The sequence below is a fragment of the Kitasatospora sp. NPDC058115 genome, from assembly GCF_042884635.1.
Classification (GTDB): domain Bacteria; phylum Actinomycetota; class Actinomycetes; order Streptomycetales; family Streptomycetaceae; genus Kitasatospora.
The window spans coordinates 85,841-100,021 of record NZ_JBHVTL010000006.1; the positions used below are offsets into that span (position 1 = coordinate 85,841).

Annotated in this window: 7 protein-coding genes and 1 pseudogene; 4 read left to right on the plus strand and 4 right to left on the minus strand. The window is 73.6% G+C overall.

The window, feature by feature from the left end; translation table 11 throughout:
* Nucleotides 1-167: 167 nt before the first annotated feature.
* The 3 genes and pseudogenes from ACFVVL_RS08225 to ACFVVL_RS08235 all read left to right on the plus strand — a co-directional run.
* A pseudogene (locus ACFVVL_RS08225) lies at nt 168-890 on the plus strand (putative Ig domain-containing protein); the annotation flags it as partial.
* Nucleotides 891-1,024: 134 nt separating this feature from the next.
* Nucleotides 1,025-1,573 carry a SigE family RNA polymerase sigma factor gene (locus ACFVVL_RS08230; RefSeq protein ID WP_387672384.1) on the plus strand — a complete coding sequence of 183 codons (549 nt, stop codon included), beginning with the start codon at nt 1,025-1,027 and terminating at the stop codon, nt 1,571-1,573.
* Nucleotides 1,563-2,798 (plus strand): hypothetical protein, encoded by a 1,236-nt coding sequence (locus tag ACFVVL_RS08235; RefSeq protein WP_387672387.1) that lies wholly within the window; start codon nt 1,563-1,565, stop codon nt 2,796-2,798. Before ACFVVL_RS08230 ends, ACFVVL_RS08235 begins: the two co-directional genes overlap by 11 nt.
* Nucleotides 2,799-2,919: 121 nt before the next feature.
* Here the strand turns inward: ACFVVL_RS08235 and ACFVVL_RS08240 are convergent, their stop codons facing one another.
* The 3 genes from ACFVVL_RS08240 to ACFVVL_RS08250 form a co-directional block, all read right to left on the minus strand.
* Nucleotides 2,920-3,393, minus strand: a complete 474-nt coding sequence (locus tag ACFVVL_RS08240; protein ID WP_387672390.1) for a hypothetical protein — start codon at nt 3,391-3,393, stop codon at nt 2,920-2,922.
* A gap of 50 nt (nt 3,394-3,443) precedes the next feature.
* The gene (locus ACFVVL_RS08245) at nt 3,444-5,345 is read right to left on the minus strand and encodes a CocE/NonD family hydrolase (RefSeq protein ID WP_387672393.1); all 1,902 of its coding nucleotides are present in this window, start codon (nt 5,343-5,345) and stop codon (nt 3,444-3,446) included.
* Between the two features lie 191 nt (nt 5,346-5,536).
* Entirely contained in the window at nt 5,537-6,478 is a 942-nt protein-coding gene (locus tag ACFVVL_RS08250) for a hydrolase (protein ID WP_387672396.1), read from the minus strand.
* Nucleotides 6,479-6,676: 198 nt separating this feature from the next.
* Here ACFVVL_RS08250 and ACFVVL_RS08255 point away from each other — a divergent pair, with 198 nt between their 5' ends.
* Nucleotides 6,677-7,777 (plus strand): HoxN/HupN/NixA family nickel/cobalt transporter, encoded by a 1,101-nt coding sequence (locus ACFVVL_RS08255; RefSeq protein WP_380291193.1) that lies wholly within the window; start codon nt 6,677-6,679, stop codon nt 7,775-7,777.
* Nucleotides 7,778-7,888: 111 nt separating this feature from the next.
* Here the strand turns inward: ACFVVL_RS08255 and ACFVVL_RS08260 are convergent, their stop codons facing one another.
* Nucleotides 7,889-14,122, minus strand: a complete 6,234-nt coding sequence (locus ACFVVL_RS08260) for a DNRLRE domain-containing protein (RefSeq protein ID WP_387672400.1) — start codon at nt 14,120-14,122, stop codon at nt 7,889-7,891.
* Between the last annotated feature and the right edge of the window lie 59 nt (nt 14,123-14,181).

The following is a 14,181-nucleotide window of genomic DNA, read 5'->3' on the forward strand; positions in this document are numbered from 1 at the left end:
GCACGCTCAACAACCCGTGCGAGGTGGCGGCCGACGGCACCACCACCGCGCACCAGGGGCAGAGCTACGGCCAGGAGACCTACTGGTTCACCACCTGCCTGGGCAACGGGCGCGTGATCGACCTCAACGTCAGCGGGTGCCTGCTGACGAAGCCCGCGGGCAGCGGCTCCGTCTCGGTCGTGAACCCGGGCGGCCAGTCGACGGCGGTGGGCGGCTCGGCGAACCTCCAGATCCAGGCGAGCGGCGGCTCGACGCCGTACACCTACTCGGCGACCGGCCTGCCGGCCGGGCTGTCGATCAACCCCTCCACCGGCGCCATCAGCGGCACCGCGACCACGGCGGGCACGTACAACGTGACCGTCACGGTCAAGGACGCCGCGGCGAAGACGGGCAGCACGAGCTTCACCTGGACGGTCACCGGAGGCGGTGGCGGCACCTGCACCCCGGCGCAGCTGCTCGGCAACGCGGGCTTCGAGACGGGCGCGGCGGCGCCGTGGACGCAGTCGAGCGGTGTGGTCGACAACTCGTCCTCGCAGGCGGCGCACGGCGGTTCGTGGAAGGCCTGGCTGAACGGCTACGGCTCGACCCACACCGACACGCTGTCCCAGACGGTCTCCGTCCCGGCCGGCTGCAAGGCGACGCTGAGCTTCTACCTGCACATCGACACCGGTGAGTCCGGCACCACCGCGTACGACAAGCTGACGGTCCAGGTCAACGGCACCACGCTGAAGACCTACTCCAACGCCGACGCGGCCGCCGGCTACCAGCTGCGGACCTTCGACCTCTCGGCCTACGCGGGCCAGTCGGTGACCCTCAAGTTCACCGGCACCGAGGACGCCTCGCTGCAGACCAGCTTCGTCATCGACGACACCTCGATCACGACCGGCTGAGGGATCGGCTGATCGCCCGTCGGCCGCCCGGCCCCGCGCCGGGCGGCCGACGGGCGTCCGCGTGCGCGCAGGACGCCGGACCGCCTCCGTGCGCGGCGTGCCACAAGACCGCCGGGTGATCGCGTTATAAGAGCATGGAGCAGATAGTGGCGGCCGGGCCGGGAGAATCACCGCCCGACTTTCCGGCCTTCGTGGCGTCGCGGGGGCGTCCGTTGCTGCGGACGGCGTTCCTCCTGACCGGGGGCGACGCGCACCTCGCCGAGGACCTCGTCCAGGAGGCACTCGGCCGGGTCTTCGTGAAGTGGCGGCGGATCTCGCGGACGGCGAACCCGAGCGGCTACGCGCAGACCGTCCTGGTGAACACCTTCCTCTCGTACCGGCGCCGGCGCAGCAGCAGCGAGCGGGTCACGGACGTCCTGCCGGACATCGCCGTCGTCGACCCCGATCCCGCGTTGCGGCTCACCCTGTTGCGGGCGCTCGCGGAGCTGCCGCCGCAGGACCGCGCGGTGCTGGTGCTGCGCTTCTGGGAGGACCGGAGTGTGGAGGAGACGGCGGCGGCGCTGCGGCTGAGCAGCACCGCCGTGCGCTCGCGCAGCAGCCGGGCGCTGGCGCGGATGCGGGGCGCTCTGGCGGCGGAGTCGGCCGGGGAGATGGGGAAGGCGGGGTTGGGTCGTGCCGGTTGAGGAGGAGTTCGAGGCGGAGTTCGCCCGTGCGCTGCGCGGGGCGGCGGCGCTCGCGCCGGACGACGCGCTGTTCGGCCTGGCCACCGGCGCCGAGCGGCGCGGCCGGCGCCGGCGCGGTCGGCGACGGGCCGCGGTGGCCGGCGCCGTGGCGGCGGTGGTGCTGGTGGCCGGAGGGGTGGGCCTGCTCGCCGGGGGTGCGGGGCCGGGACCGGCCGGGCCGGCCGCCGAGCCGGTGCGGCCGATGACCGCGGACGAGGTGGTGCAGCTGGTGACCGGTCTGCTGCCGGCGGGGTCGGTGCGGTCCACGTTCACGGAGGAGCCCGGCGACCCGAACACGTCGCGGGGGGCGCACCAGCACTTCGGTGTGGTGGAGTTCGACGACGGCAAGGGGACGAGCGTGATCACCTACGGGGTGGAGCGCGGTACGCAGCGCCCCGACGAGGCGGCGCGCTGCTCGGATCCGTTCACCACGCCGCAGGACTCCTGCGAGCGCACCGAGCGCCCGGACGGCTCGGTCGTGGTGGTCGACAAGCGGCGGGACGCCAATGTGCCCGACCAGCGCCAGTGGCAGGCGACGTGGGCCGCGCCCGACGGCACCGTGGTCCGGATCACCGAGTACAACGGGCGGCCGGCCTCCCCGAACCGGGCGGAACCCCCGCTGGACGCCGAGCAGTTGGCAACGATCGTGACGGCACCGGCCTGGGCGCGGGTGGTCGCCGCGCTCCCGGCGAACCCCAAGGCGCCCAAGGTGCCGAGGACGCCGCCGGCCGCCGCCCCGACGACGACACCGCCGGCCGCCGAACTGCTCGCGACGCTCACCGGGCTGCTCCCGCCGGGCACGACCGCCGCCGGGGCCGACGAGCAGCACGCCACGCTCACGGTCACGGCCGGGGAGCGGAGCAGCAAGGTGTCGGTCCTGGTCGAACCGGCCGGGGCGAAGGGGCGTCAGGACAGGAAGGGCACCGAGGAGGGCCTGCCGACCCCGCTGGAGGTGCGGGAGAAGCTGCCCGACGGCACGCTCGTCGTGACCAACCGGTTCGGCAACGGCAAGACCGCCGTCGACCCGCTGCTGCACTGGACGGCGCAGGTGTACTACCCGGACGGCCGGAGCGTGAAGCTCTACGAGTGGAACGGCGAGAACGGCTACGACTTCCGGCCCGGCGAGCCCGCCCTCTCGGTGGACCAGCTCAAGGCCGTCGTCCTGGCACCGGACTGGAGGAAGTGACCACCCCCCTCGCCCCGGCGGCCGAGAAGGTCCCAGCCCTGGGCGGCTTCGGAGTTGGCGAACCGGAGATCGTACTCGTCCTCGACCGGAGGCGGTGCCGCGCGATCGCCCCGTTTCGGGCTCACTCGGGTGTTCCGGGGCGGGGTACGGGCCCGAGGTCGCCCTCGGGCTCGTGGGTCAGCGCGGCGTACAGGGCGGGGTCCGCGTGGACTTCGGCGGTGTGCCGCCACTGGGTGAGGAGCAGGGCGATCGGGGCCAGGTTGTCGAGGGCGACCGCGCCACGGGCGACGTCCACCAGTTCGCCGATGAGCTCGTCGACGTCCTCGTCGGGGAGGAACGTCACCCAGGGCAGTGCTTCGGGCAGTGCGGCGCGGAGGGCGGCGGCGTTGCCGGTCCGCACCAGCCCGCTGAGCAGGCGGGACGTGAAGTCGACGACCGTGCTGTCCTGTTCGAGCTGGTCGACCCGCATCAGCGCGAGATCGCCGGCGTCACGGCGGCGGAGTCTCAGCGCACGCACGGCGTCGAGTCTGCTGGTGGTGGCAGCGGGCCGGTGGAGCAGCTCGCTGAAGGGGATCTCCTCGTAGGCCGCAGTCATGACATCCACAGTAGCTCGGATGTCGGGGCCGTACGGCGGAGCCGGGCGGTTCAGCGAGGGATGCGGTGGCGCCACTCGCGGGTGAAGACGACGTTGCCGGCCTCCTCCGCCCGTAGCTGGGTGTGGGCGAGGAGGTGGGTGGGGTCGCAGCGGATCTCGGTGCGGGTGTGGACGGTGGTGTCCCAGCCGGCGGCGGGGCGTTCGAGGCGGACGGTGCGGTCGGTGCGGGCGCGGGCGCTGAGGGGGGTGGCGGTGAGGACGCGGTAGGCGGTGACGGTCTGTTCGGCGCGGACCAGGCCGTCGGGGTGGGTGCGGGTGCCGTCGGTGGCGGGGGAGAGCTCGGTGCGCCATTCGCGGCGGCCGCTGTCGTGGACGGTGACGCGCTCGGGGTGGGCGGTGAGCGGTTCGGTGAGCTGGAGCGGGGGCGGGAGGGGCAGGGTGGGGGAGCGGAAGGTGAGGTCGCCGGTGTCGGGGGCGGGGCGGCGGACGGGGAGGGTGAGGGTGGAGCGGGAGGGATCGAGGGCGAAGCCGGCCGGTTCGGGGCCGGGCCAGATCCACGGCCAGTAGGTGGAGGAGAGGGCGAGCCGCAGGCGGTGGCCGGTCGGGACGGCGGCGCCGGTCGGGGCGAACTCCACGGTGGCGTCGAAGGGTCCGCCCGGTGCGGTCAGGGCGCGGACGCCGCGGGCGAGCAGGGTGGAGGTGCCGTCGGGGGCGACGGCGCAGAGGCGGGCGGCGACCAGGGCCGGACCGGCGGCCGCGTTCAGGTGCAGGGTCAGCGTCGGGGTGCCGAGCGGGTCCAGGGGTTCGGGCAGCGGCCTGGAGTCGAAGCAGACCGAGCGGCCGTCCTCCTCGCGCTGGTCGGGCGGCTGGTCGGCGGGGCGGCCGAGCGGGACGGGGGCGCCGGCGTCGAGACCGGTGTGCTGCGGCGAGCGGACGTGCACCCAGCGGTCCTCGGAGGCGGTGCCGGCGGTGCGCAGCGGGCCGTCGAGGCCGTAGTGGACCTCGCGGATCGCGGGGGAGGGCCAGGGGTCGTCGCCGCACCAGTGGTCGGTGCGCCAGCTGCGCAGGGCGGGGGCGGCGAGGGCGCCGGCGTCGATGTCGCGCAGCCAGTGGTCGTACCAGCGCAGCGCCTCGGGGAGGATCTCGTCGGGCAGGCCGTGCGGCCAGGGGCCGAGGACGGCGCGGACGGCGGGCCCGGCGGCGGGGCCGGATCCGGCGGCGGCGAGGGCGAGGACGGTGCCGGCCGACGGGTCCGACCAGCCGGCGACGGCCAGGGTGGGGACGGCGGCGGCCGGTGCGGGGGCGGGGTCGGCGGCGAGCCAGTCGGCGAGCGGGGGTTCGAGGGCGTCGAGCCGGGCCAGCCACATCGCCCGCCAGTCGTCGCCGACGTACCGGGGGTCCGGCGGGCGGGCCGCGTCGGCGAGCCGGTCGGTGGCGCGGGTGTGACCGTCGGCGGCGAGGACGGCGCCGCCGAGGCGGTGCGGGCCGTCGGGGCAGACGACCACCGCCGCGTGGACGGCGTCCGGCGCGAGGGCGGCCACGTGCAGGGCGGTCTCCCCGGCGGCGCCGGTGCCGAGCAGGCCGACCCGGCCGCTGCACCAGGGCCGGGCGGCGAGCCACCGGACGACCTCGGCACCGTCGGCGGCCAGGCCGCCGGGGGCGCCGGGACCGCCGGGGGCGGAGGAGCCGGAGGAGAGGGCCGGGACGCCGCCGGAGTTGCCGTGGCCGCGGGCGTCGACCCGGACGGCGGCATGGCCGTGGCCGGCGATCCAGGGATGGCGGCGGGCGTCGTCGGTGGCGGTCCAGTCGGTGAGGCGGTCGGTGGAGTACTCCAGCACGACGGGGACGGGCTCGTCGGTCACCGGGCGCCACAGGCGGGCGCCCAGCTCGGTGCCGTCGGGGAGGGGGACGCGCAGGTCCTCGCGGGTGGTGCGGTAGGGGTACGAGGGCATGGCCGCTCCATCGGGTCCCGGTCGTCGGTGCGGATCAGCGTCGATCGGCGCGGATCGTGCGGATCAGCGCCCGATCGGCGCGGATCGCGCGGATCGGTGGGGATCATTCCGACAGTAGGGGAGGAAGCGGGCGCGCGCCCGGTGAGGGCCGGCCGGGCGCGCGGGAAGGCGGTGCGGGGTCGGGAGGGCCGTCAGGCCTTGCTCAGCCAGGCGGTGGCGTTGAGCGCGAGGGCGGCGTCGGTGCCGGCCGGGTCGTTCCAGCCGTCGTGCAGCGCGTTGTTCGGCTGCCCGGTGCCGTCCTCGGGGGGCGAGCTGTCGCCCCAGGCGGCGATCCGGCCGTTGCCGAAGGTGCTGGTGACGAAGAAGGCGCCGGTGTCCCCGGAGGAGCCGGGCCGGTAGACGATGCCCCTGACCGCCGGGTTGTCGGCGGGGTGCAGGGTCATCGTGGTCCCGTCGCGGATGATCGAGCCGGTGACGGTGCCGAACGGGCCGTGCAGCACCGGGTCGGCCGGGTCGTCGACGGCGCGCGGGTTCTCGTCGTGGATCTTCGTCAGGTCGACGCTGAACCCGAAGGGGTCGCTGTTGTCGACGCCGTTGTCCGTGAACAGGTCGTTGATGATCGCGGGCGAGTCGATGCCGTCGTTGTTGCGGTCGCTCATCGTGTGGTCGGAGATCAGGAACAGCCCGCCGCCGTTCTGCACGAAGTGCATCAGGGCGGCCTTCTCGTCCGGGGTGAACCTGATGTTCGGCTCGGGGATCACGACGGTGTCGAAGTTGGCCAGGTCCAGCGGGGCGCCGGTGCCGAAGGTGAACGTGCCGCCCGGCGGCAGGGTCTTCAGGCTGTACTGGCCGGTCTGCTGGAGGGCGATGCCCCAGGAGGAGAGCGCGCCGGTCCAGTTCTTGTCGGTGGTGGGGTGGGCGTTCTCGCCCAGGGGGTCGGGCTGGACCTTGGAGACGATCCAGTCGGCGTTGCCGGCCGTCTCGGCCTTGCTGTTGTCGAACAGCACCCGGTGGGTCGTGGTGGCGGCGGCGGGGGCGGCGGCGCCGGGGAACCCGGGGCCGCCGGTCGTCGCGAGACCGACGGTGACTAAGGCCGTCGCGAGGAGCGCGGCGGCCGTGCGCAGGCGGGACATGAGCGGTACCTCCCGAGTGACGAGCGCGCGGGAGGTGAGGCCGGTACTCCCATCATCCTCCCGTTCGTCCGCCACCCGGTGACCAGTTTGTAATTGCGCATGACTTGCAACTAATTGCGACGAGAAGGAAGGATGGCCCAGCTCCGAGGGCCGGAACGGAACCCGCGGAGCCCCGACGGCCTCATGAAAGGACCCCCGATGACCGGCCCCCGCTGGCGCGACCGGCTCACCCGTGAGGAGTGGATCCGCCTCGCAGGCATGGGCGGCTTCATCCTCGCCCTGCACGTGATCGGCTGGTTCACCCTGCTCGCGCTCGTCGCGCCCGAGCACTACGACGTCGGCGGCCAGGTCTTCGGCGCCGGCATGGGCCTCACCGCGTACACCCTCGGCATGCGGCACGCCTTCGACGCCGACCACATCGCCGCCATCGACAACACCACCCGCAAGCTGATGGGCCAGGGCAAGCGGCCGCTGTCGGTCGGCTTCTGGTTCTCGCTGGGCCACTCCTCGATCGTCTTCGGCCTCTGCGCGCTGCTCGCCTTCGGCATCCGTTCGCTGGCCGGCCAGATCGAGTCCGACGACTCCACCCTGCACGAGACCACCGGCCTGATCGGCGTCACCGTCTCCGGGACCTTCCTGCTCGCCCTCGGCCTGATCAACCTGGGCGCGTTCAACGGCATCCTCAAGGTGTTCCGCCGGATGCGCGACGGCGAGTTCGACGAGGCGGAGCTGGAGGCCCAGCTGGAGAAGCGCGGCTTCATGAACCGCATCCTCGGCCGGGTGACCAAGGCCGTCACCAAGCCCTGGCACATGTACCCGGTCGGCCTGCTGTTCGGCCTGGGCTTCGACACCGCCACCGAGGTCTCGCTGCTGGTGCTGGCCGGCGGCGCGGCGGCGTTCCAGCTGCCCTGGTACGCGCTGCTGGTGCTGCCGGTCCTGTTCGCCGCGGGCATGAGCCTGCTGGACACCATCGACGGCTCGTTCATGAACTTCGCCTACGAGTGGGCGTTCTCCAAGCCGGTCCGCAAGATCTACTACAACCTGACCGTCACCGGCCTGTCGGTGCTGGTCGCCCTGGTCATCGGCTCGATCGAGCTGATCGGGCTGCTCGGCGAGAAGCTCGACATCACCAGCGGGCCGGTCGCCTGGATCGGCGAGCTGAACCTCGACCTGGTCGGCTACGCCATCGTCGGCCTCTTCGTGCTGACCTGGGCGGCGGCGATCGCCTACTGGAAGTTCGGCAACGTCGAGGAGAAGTGGTCGGCCGGGCTCACCGCCGCGGCCGAGAAGGCGGAGTAGCACCGCCGGGGAACCGGACGCGGGAGGCCCGCCCGACCTGGTGGTCGGGCGGGCCTCCTTCTCAACGGGGGTCCTTCGGCCGGAGCGGGGTCCTTCGGCCGGGTGTCCGGATCAGCAGCCGTACGTCCAGGACCGCACGCCCGGGGCGGACAGGCCGTTCCAGCCGACCGCGCCGATGGCGATCGCCAGGCACCGGTGGTGGTAGTACGCCTTCGAGGCCATGTGCTGGACGTAGCCGGAGTAGGCGCCCGCCGCCAGGGCGAAGCCCGCGCCGATCGGCCCGAGCAGTCCCACGCCGACCCAGATCGGGCCGTAGATGTAGTGGGCGTTGCGGCCGATCTTCCCGGTGTACGCGCGGTTGAAGTAGAAGGTGAGCTGCGCCTTGTACCGCAGTCCGCGCCAGCCGAGGTGCGCCTCCAGGTGCGCCCAGAGGCGGCCCCAGGAGTAGTAGCGGGTCTTGGACCAGCTCCAGCGCCCGTCCAGGTCGAAGGAGTTCACCGGGTCGGCCGGGTAGGTGTAGGCGTTGGCGTTGCCGCCCGGGACCGGGTCGGCCTGCAGGAACCGGCCGAGGCTCGGGTCGTACAGCCGCGAGCCCATCAGGACGACGCCGGTGGCGGTGGAGGAGTCGCGCTGCTCGCCGCCGATCCAGCCGTAGCCGGTGACCGGGTCGCCGAGGCTGACGCCGTACTCGTCGAAGGCGCGCACGCTCAGCGCCTGCGCCGGGTCCAGCGGGAGCTGGACGGACACGTCACCGTGCAGGTTGGTGAGCTGCAGGACGGTGCCCTCGGTGGCGCCGGTGATCGCGCCCAGCGTGCCGCTGAGGTCGGTCACGCTGCGGGCGACCGCGCCGTTGCCGGCCTTGGACCAGGTGGGGCTGTCGCAGGAGCAGCCGTAGTGGTTCAGGCTGGTGGCCGTGGTGCTCCAGGTGCCGTCGCCGGCCTGGGTCTCGGTGGTGCGGGAGGCCAGGCGGCCGGCCGCGTCCAGCGCCCAGGTGTTGCGCTGGGTGCCCGAGGTCTCGGTGCGGACCAGGTCGTTGGCGTAGTAGCCGAACTGGGCGCCCTTGGGGTGGGTGGTGATGCGGCCGAAGGCGTCGTGGACGGCGCCCTTCAGACGGTCGGCCGCGTCGTACTGCGAGCCCACCGTGCTGCTGGTGGAGTCGACGGTGGCCGGGTCGCAGTCCTCCTTGGTTGTGGTCAGCGCGGTGCGGTTGCTGTTCTTGTCGAACGTGTAGGCGCGGGTGGTGCAGCCGTCGAGGGCCTTGTCGGCGGCCTTGGTGAGGCGGCCGGAGGCGTCGTAGCCGAAGGCCGACTCGGTGCTGGCGCCGGCGGTCAGCGCGTGCCCGGCCTGCTGGCCGTGGACGGTGAAGTCGGCGTAGTCGGCCAGCACGACGGTGCCGTCGGCGGCGGTGTACACCTTGCCGGTGAGGGTGCCCTGGGTGTCGTAGCTGTTGGTCAGGACGTAGCCGCCGGGCAGGGTCTGCCTGGTGAGCTTGCCCTCGGAGTCGTACGCGGCGGTCATGGTGCCCGCCACCGAGTCGGTGAGCGACTGCGTCCGGCCGTAGCCGTCGTAGGCCAGGGTGGTGGTGGACGGCGCCGAGTCGCTGTGCTTGACCGGGCGATCGGCCACGTCGTACTCGGTGGTGGTGACGCTGCCGGCGCCGTCGTCGTAGCCGACGACCCGGCCGAGCTTGTCGAACACGGTGCGCACGGTGGCGGTGCCGTCGGTGGTGCTGACGATCCGGCCGGTGGCCGCGTCGTAGCCGGTGGTGCTGTCCGGCACGGCGGTGCCGGTGCCGCCGGTCACCGCGACCTTGGTGGTGCGGCCGGCCGCGTCGGTGGTCGTGGTGGTGGTGCGGGTGACGCCGTTGGCGGTCTCCCGGACCACGGCCGGGCGGCCGTAGCGGTCGTACTCGGTGGTGCTGGTGGGGATCTCCGCCGGGTTGGTGCCGGCGTCGGTCGCCGCGGCGGCCGGGCCGGTGGAGCAGGGCAGGTCGGCCCACTCCGGGCGGGCGGCGCAGGCACCGGTGCCGGTGGCCGACCAGTAGGTGGTGACGGTGGTGCCGACGTCGGTGCCGTTCGACTTGGGCAGGGAGGTCTTCACGGCCCGGCCCTGGGTGTCGTACGCGACGGTCTTGGTGAGCTTCAGGCCCGCCGGGTCCTCGGTGGTCTGGGTGGCCAGACCCTTGGCCCAGTCGTAGGCGGTGGTGGTGGTGCGGACGTCCGCGTCGGCGGCGTAGCCGTCGATGCGCGCGCCGAGGGTGGCCGTGGTGGGCTCGTTGCTCACCGCGGCGTCGGCCGGGCGGCCCTCGTCGTAGGTGGTGGCGGTGTGCGTCCGGGCCGGGACCTCGTCACCGGCCGGGCGGGCCGGGCTGGCGCCGGAGGCGGCCAGGTCGCGCTCCAGGGTGACCACGTGCAGCGGGCTGAACTCGTCGGTCTGCCGCTCGCCGTCCGCCGAGTAGACGGTCAGGGTGGACAGCGCCTGGGCGCGGTCGGCGGTGCTCGCCTTGTCGAGGCCGAGCGCGCGCAGCTTGGCCAGCCCCTCGGCGGAGGTGGACAGGGCGAGTGCCCGGTTCTCCGCGCTCAGCTTGCGGGTCGCGTTGCCGAAGGCGTCGTACTCGGTGGTGGTGACGCCGCCCGTGGAGGCGGAGTTGACCTCGCGGCCGGAGGCGTTGGTGTAGGTGATCGACGCCTTGGCGAAGTCGCCCGAGCCGAGCACCCGGCCGTCGTGGCTGGCCGGCGGGGCGTCGGCGGGGAAGATCGCGGTGGCGTCGGTGGGGGCGTTGGTCTGGCCCCACGCGGCGACGTCCGCGGTGCCCAGCTTGTACGGGGCGTTGGCGCCGCTCAGCGGCACGTCGTAGACGAGGTTGGTGGCGGCGGTGCCGTTCACCACGTCGGCGCTGCCCTGCTGGAGGGACGGCCGGGAGGCCGCCAGCAGCATGCCCTCACCGGCGGTGGCGGCGTTGCCGGCCTTGCCGTAGGTGAAGGTCCAGGCGAGCTCGCCGGGCGGGGTCAGGGTGATGACCCGGCCGGCCGCGTCGTAGGTGTAGGCGGTCTTCAGCGCGGGGCTGATCCGCGGGTCCCACTCCTCGCGCAGCCGGGTCATGTCGTCGTAGCGGTACTCGGCGACGGCGACCGGGGTGGCCGCGGTGGCACCCGGCAGGTTGGACCAGAGGCGGACCTGCTTCACCTGGCCGGCCACGTCGCCGAGCGCGGCGGTGGTGGCGGTGGTGGCGTCGGCGTAGACGTACTCCAGGACCCGGCAGCCGTTGGCGGCGGGGTTGGAGGCGCAGGTGGCGTTGGCGACGGCCGTGGTCGGCGCGACGACGAACTTCGGGCGGGCCAGGGTCCTGCCGGCGACCACGACCTTCTCCGAGACCACGGTGGTGGTGGAGTTGTCGGTGGCCGTCGAGGAGGTGGTGACCTGCCAGGTGGTGGCGGCCGGGTCGACCTTGGCGAAGGTGGTGGTGGCGCCGTTGGTGTTCTTCAGGGTGAAGGAGCCGGTGAGCGCGCCGGTCAGGGTGAGCGTCTCCGCGCCGGGCTCGGGCTTCCAGCCGCCGCCGGTGGTGGCGGTGAAGCCGGTCTCCCGGCCACCGGCGTCGACGATCGACACCGAGGTGGCGGAGGTCTGCCGGATGTACGCCCAGTCCGAGGAGGTCAGCTCGGCCATGGTGCCGGCGCTCCACTGCGGGCCGAAGATGGCCGCCTGGCCCTCCTGCGCGGCGCCGTTCTCGGGGTGCCGGGAGGAGAAGGTGCGGCCGGTGCTCAGGCCGAAGGCGGAGGCGTCGGTCGCGGTGAGGGTGTAGTCACCGGTGAGGGTGTTGACCCGGCCCGGGCCGACCTCGGCGTCCGGCGCGTTGCCGCCGTTGCGGTCGACGGTGATGGTGTTCGGCTCCGAGGCGTCGGTGCCGGTGCCCACGGTGAAGACCGCGCGGACGTCGACCGGGCCGTCGGTGGCCAGGGTGTCGGTGAGGTTCCAGGTCAGCGGCGCGGGCTTGCCGCCGGTGACCGCGAACGGCCAGGCGGTGACGGCGCCGCCGGTGGCGGTGGTGACGTTGGCGACCGGGATGTCGGTCCAGGCGGCCGTCTCACCGCGGCGGTACTGGTAGCGCACGCCGCTCGCGGTGCTCTGGCCCTCGGCGGCCAGCGTGGTGCGGCGGGCCGCGCGCTCGCCGGCGCCGGGCGAGGTGAGGGCCGCGCCCTTGCCCGCGTTGAACACGTAGCCGGTGTCCGCGGAGACGTTGCCGGCCGCGTCGCGGGTGTGCGCGGTGACGGTGTGCTGGCCGCCCTTGAAGGTGAGCGCCGCGCTCACCGGCGTGCCGGTGGTCGCGACGGTCACCCAGGCGCCGCCGTCCAGCCGGTACTGGATGTCCTTCACGTCGCCGCTCGGCGGGGTGAAGGTGAAGGTGCCGGTGAAGTTGCCGGAGGCGTCCGGGGTGCCGGCCCACTGGCCGGCCGGGAAGTCACCGGAGGAGACGGCGGTGGTGGCCGGGGCGGTGGTGTCCACCGTGAAGGTGCGGTAGCCGGACCAGGCGCTGTTGACGCTGCCGTCCCAGGACCGGGAGCGCCACTTGTAGGCGCCGGCCGGCAGGGCGGTGCCCGGGGTCCAGGTGAAGGTGGAGCCGGAGGCGGCCATGGCGGTGCGGCCGGACTGCAGCGCGGCGGTGCCGTTGGACGCCCAGATCTCGAAGTCCAGCGCGATGTTGCCGCCGTCGGGGTCGGTCGCCTTGGCCGACAGGGTCGGCGTGGAGTCGCCGGTGAGCGCGGCGTTCGCCGGGGAGATCAGGGTGGAGACGGCCGGCGCGGTGTTGTAGGTCACCGACAGGTAGGGCGTGTTGGAGGACGCGTTGCCGGAGTTGAACTTCTTCCAGCCGTACGGGTCGCCCTCGTCGGTGGCCCGGATGCCCAGCGTGTTGTTGGCGTTGCCGTTGCCGGCCCAGGCCTGCACCAGCGAGGTGATGTCGGTGTTGGTCCAGCCTGCGGCGCAGGCGCTGGAGTAGCCCTTGGTCGCGGTGCTGGTGGCCCACTTGCGGTTCCAGCCGGGCTGGGCCGTCCAGCGGGAGGCGGTGGTCGCCGTGCCGGTGTCCCAGACCTCCCAGCTCTTGGCCGTGCAGGACCAGGAGTGGAACTCCCAGAGGTTGAGCTTGGCGGCGGTGACCTGCTTGCCGCTGATGGCGGCCATCGGGAACTGCAGGAAGGAGCGGGCCACCTGGCTGGAGCCGTTGTTGCCCAGCTTCAGCTCGGTCTGGGAGGAGACGTCGGTGCCGTAGCCCTCCTGGACGAAGGTGTCGAAGCCGACGCCGATGTTGACCGCTGGGTCGATGGTGACCGGGTACTGGGTCTTCGGGTCGTTGAGGAACGCCGCGTCCGGGGTCAGCGTGAGGTCGACGGCGTTGCCGTTCTGGGTGACCTTCAGGGCGACCGGGGCGGTGCGGGTGTGGTCGCCGCTGCGCTCGTCGACCTGGGCGTCCCACATCACCGGGGCGGGCAGCTGGCCCTTCTCCTCGCCGGTCTTCGGGTCGAGGAAGGAGACCGAGTTGTCCGCGTTGTGGCGGGCCTGGAGGCCGGCCGCGTCCAGGGTCATCGTGACGGTGCCGTTGGCGCCGACCGCCGAGCGGTTCTTGAGCTCCAGGAACTGCTCGAAACCGGTCCGGGTGGACTCGATGACGAGGTCGGTCGCGGTGAGCGCGTTCTCGTAGCGGGCCTTGGTGCCGTCCACCTTGGGGGCCGGCAGGGTGCCCCGCCAGGACAGCGACATGGTGGTGCCGTCGCCGTTGTCCAGCGAGACCAGCGGGACGGCCGGGGCCTGCTGGTCGCCGGCCGGGGCGCCGGCCGCCTTGAACGTGGACGCGGCGGCGGCCGGGGTGGCGCCGGCCAGCGAGAGGCCGAGCGGGTGGCCCTTGGCCTTGACGGAACCGTCGGGCTGCTGGGCCAGGGTCACGTCGATCGGCTGGAGCTTGCCGGACTTGTCCTTGTACCGGACCGGGCCGGTGGCCATGTCCAGGGTGGTGGTGCCGTCCGGGTTGATCCAGGTGGTGGTGGACTCGGTGCGCTCGCCGACCACCTCGATCCGGCGGTTCTCCAGGCGGGCCTTGAGGTGGGCGGAGGCGATGTCCGCGGCCTCGGCGGCGCCGAGTGCGGGGGCGGTCCCGGCGGCGGCGGTCCGGTCGGGGCCGACGGCGAAGGACTGGCCGCTGGTCAGGGCGACGACGGCGGCCTCGGCGGCGAGCACCACGGAGAGGGCGACCGCGGTGTTGCGCAGCACGCCGTTGCGGCGGCGTGGGGCGCGGACGGCTGGCACGGTGTCCCCGGCGCGGGGCCGGGGCGGTGTGCCGGTCGGGTGGGACATGGAGCTCCTCGACGGTCTTGATGGAGGTGGTTCGTTTCGACGGCGACGCGCGCGGGTCC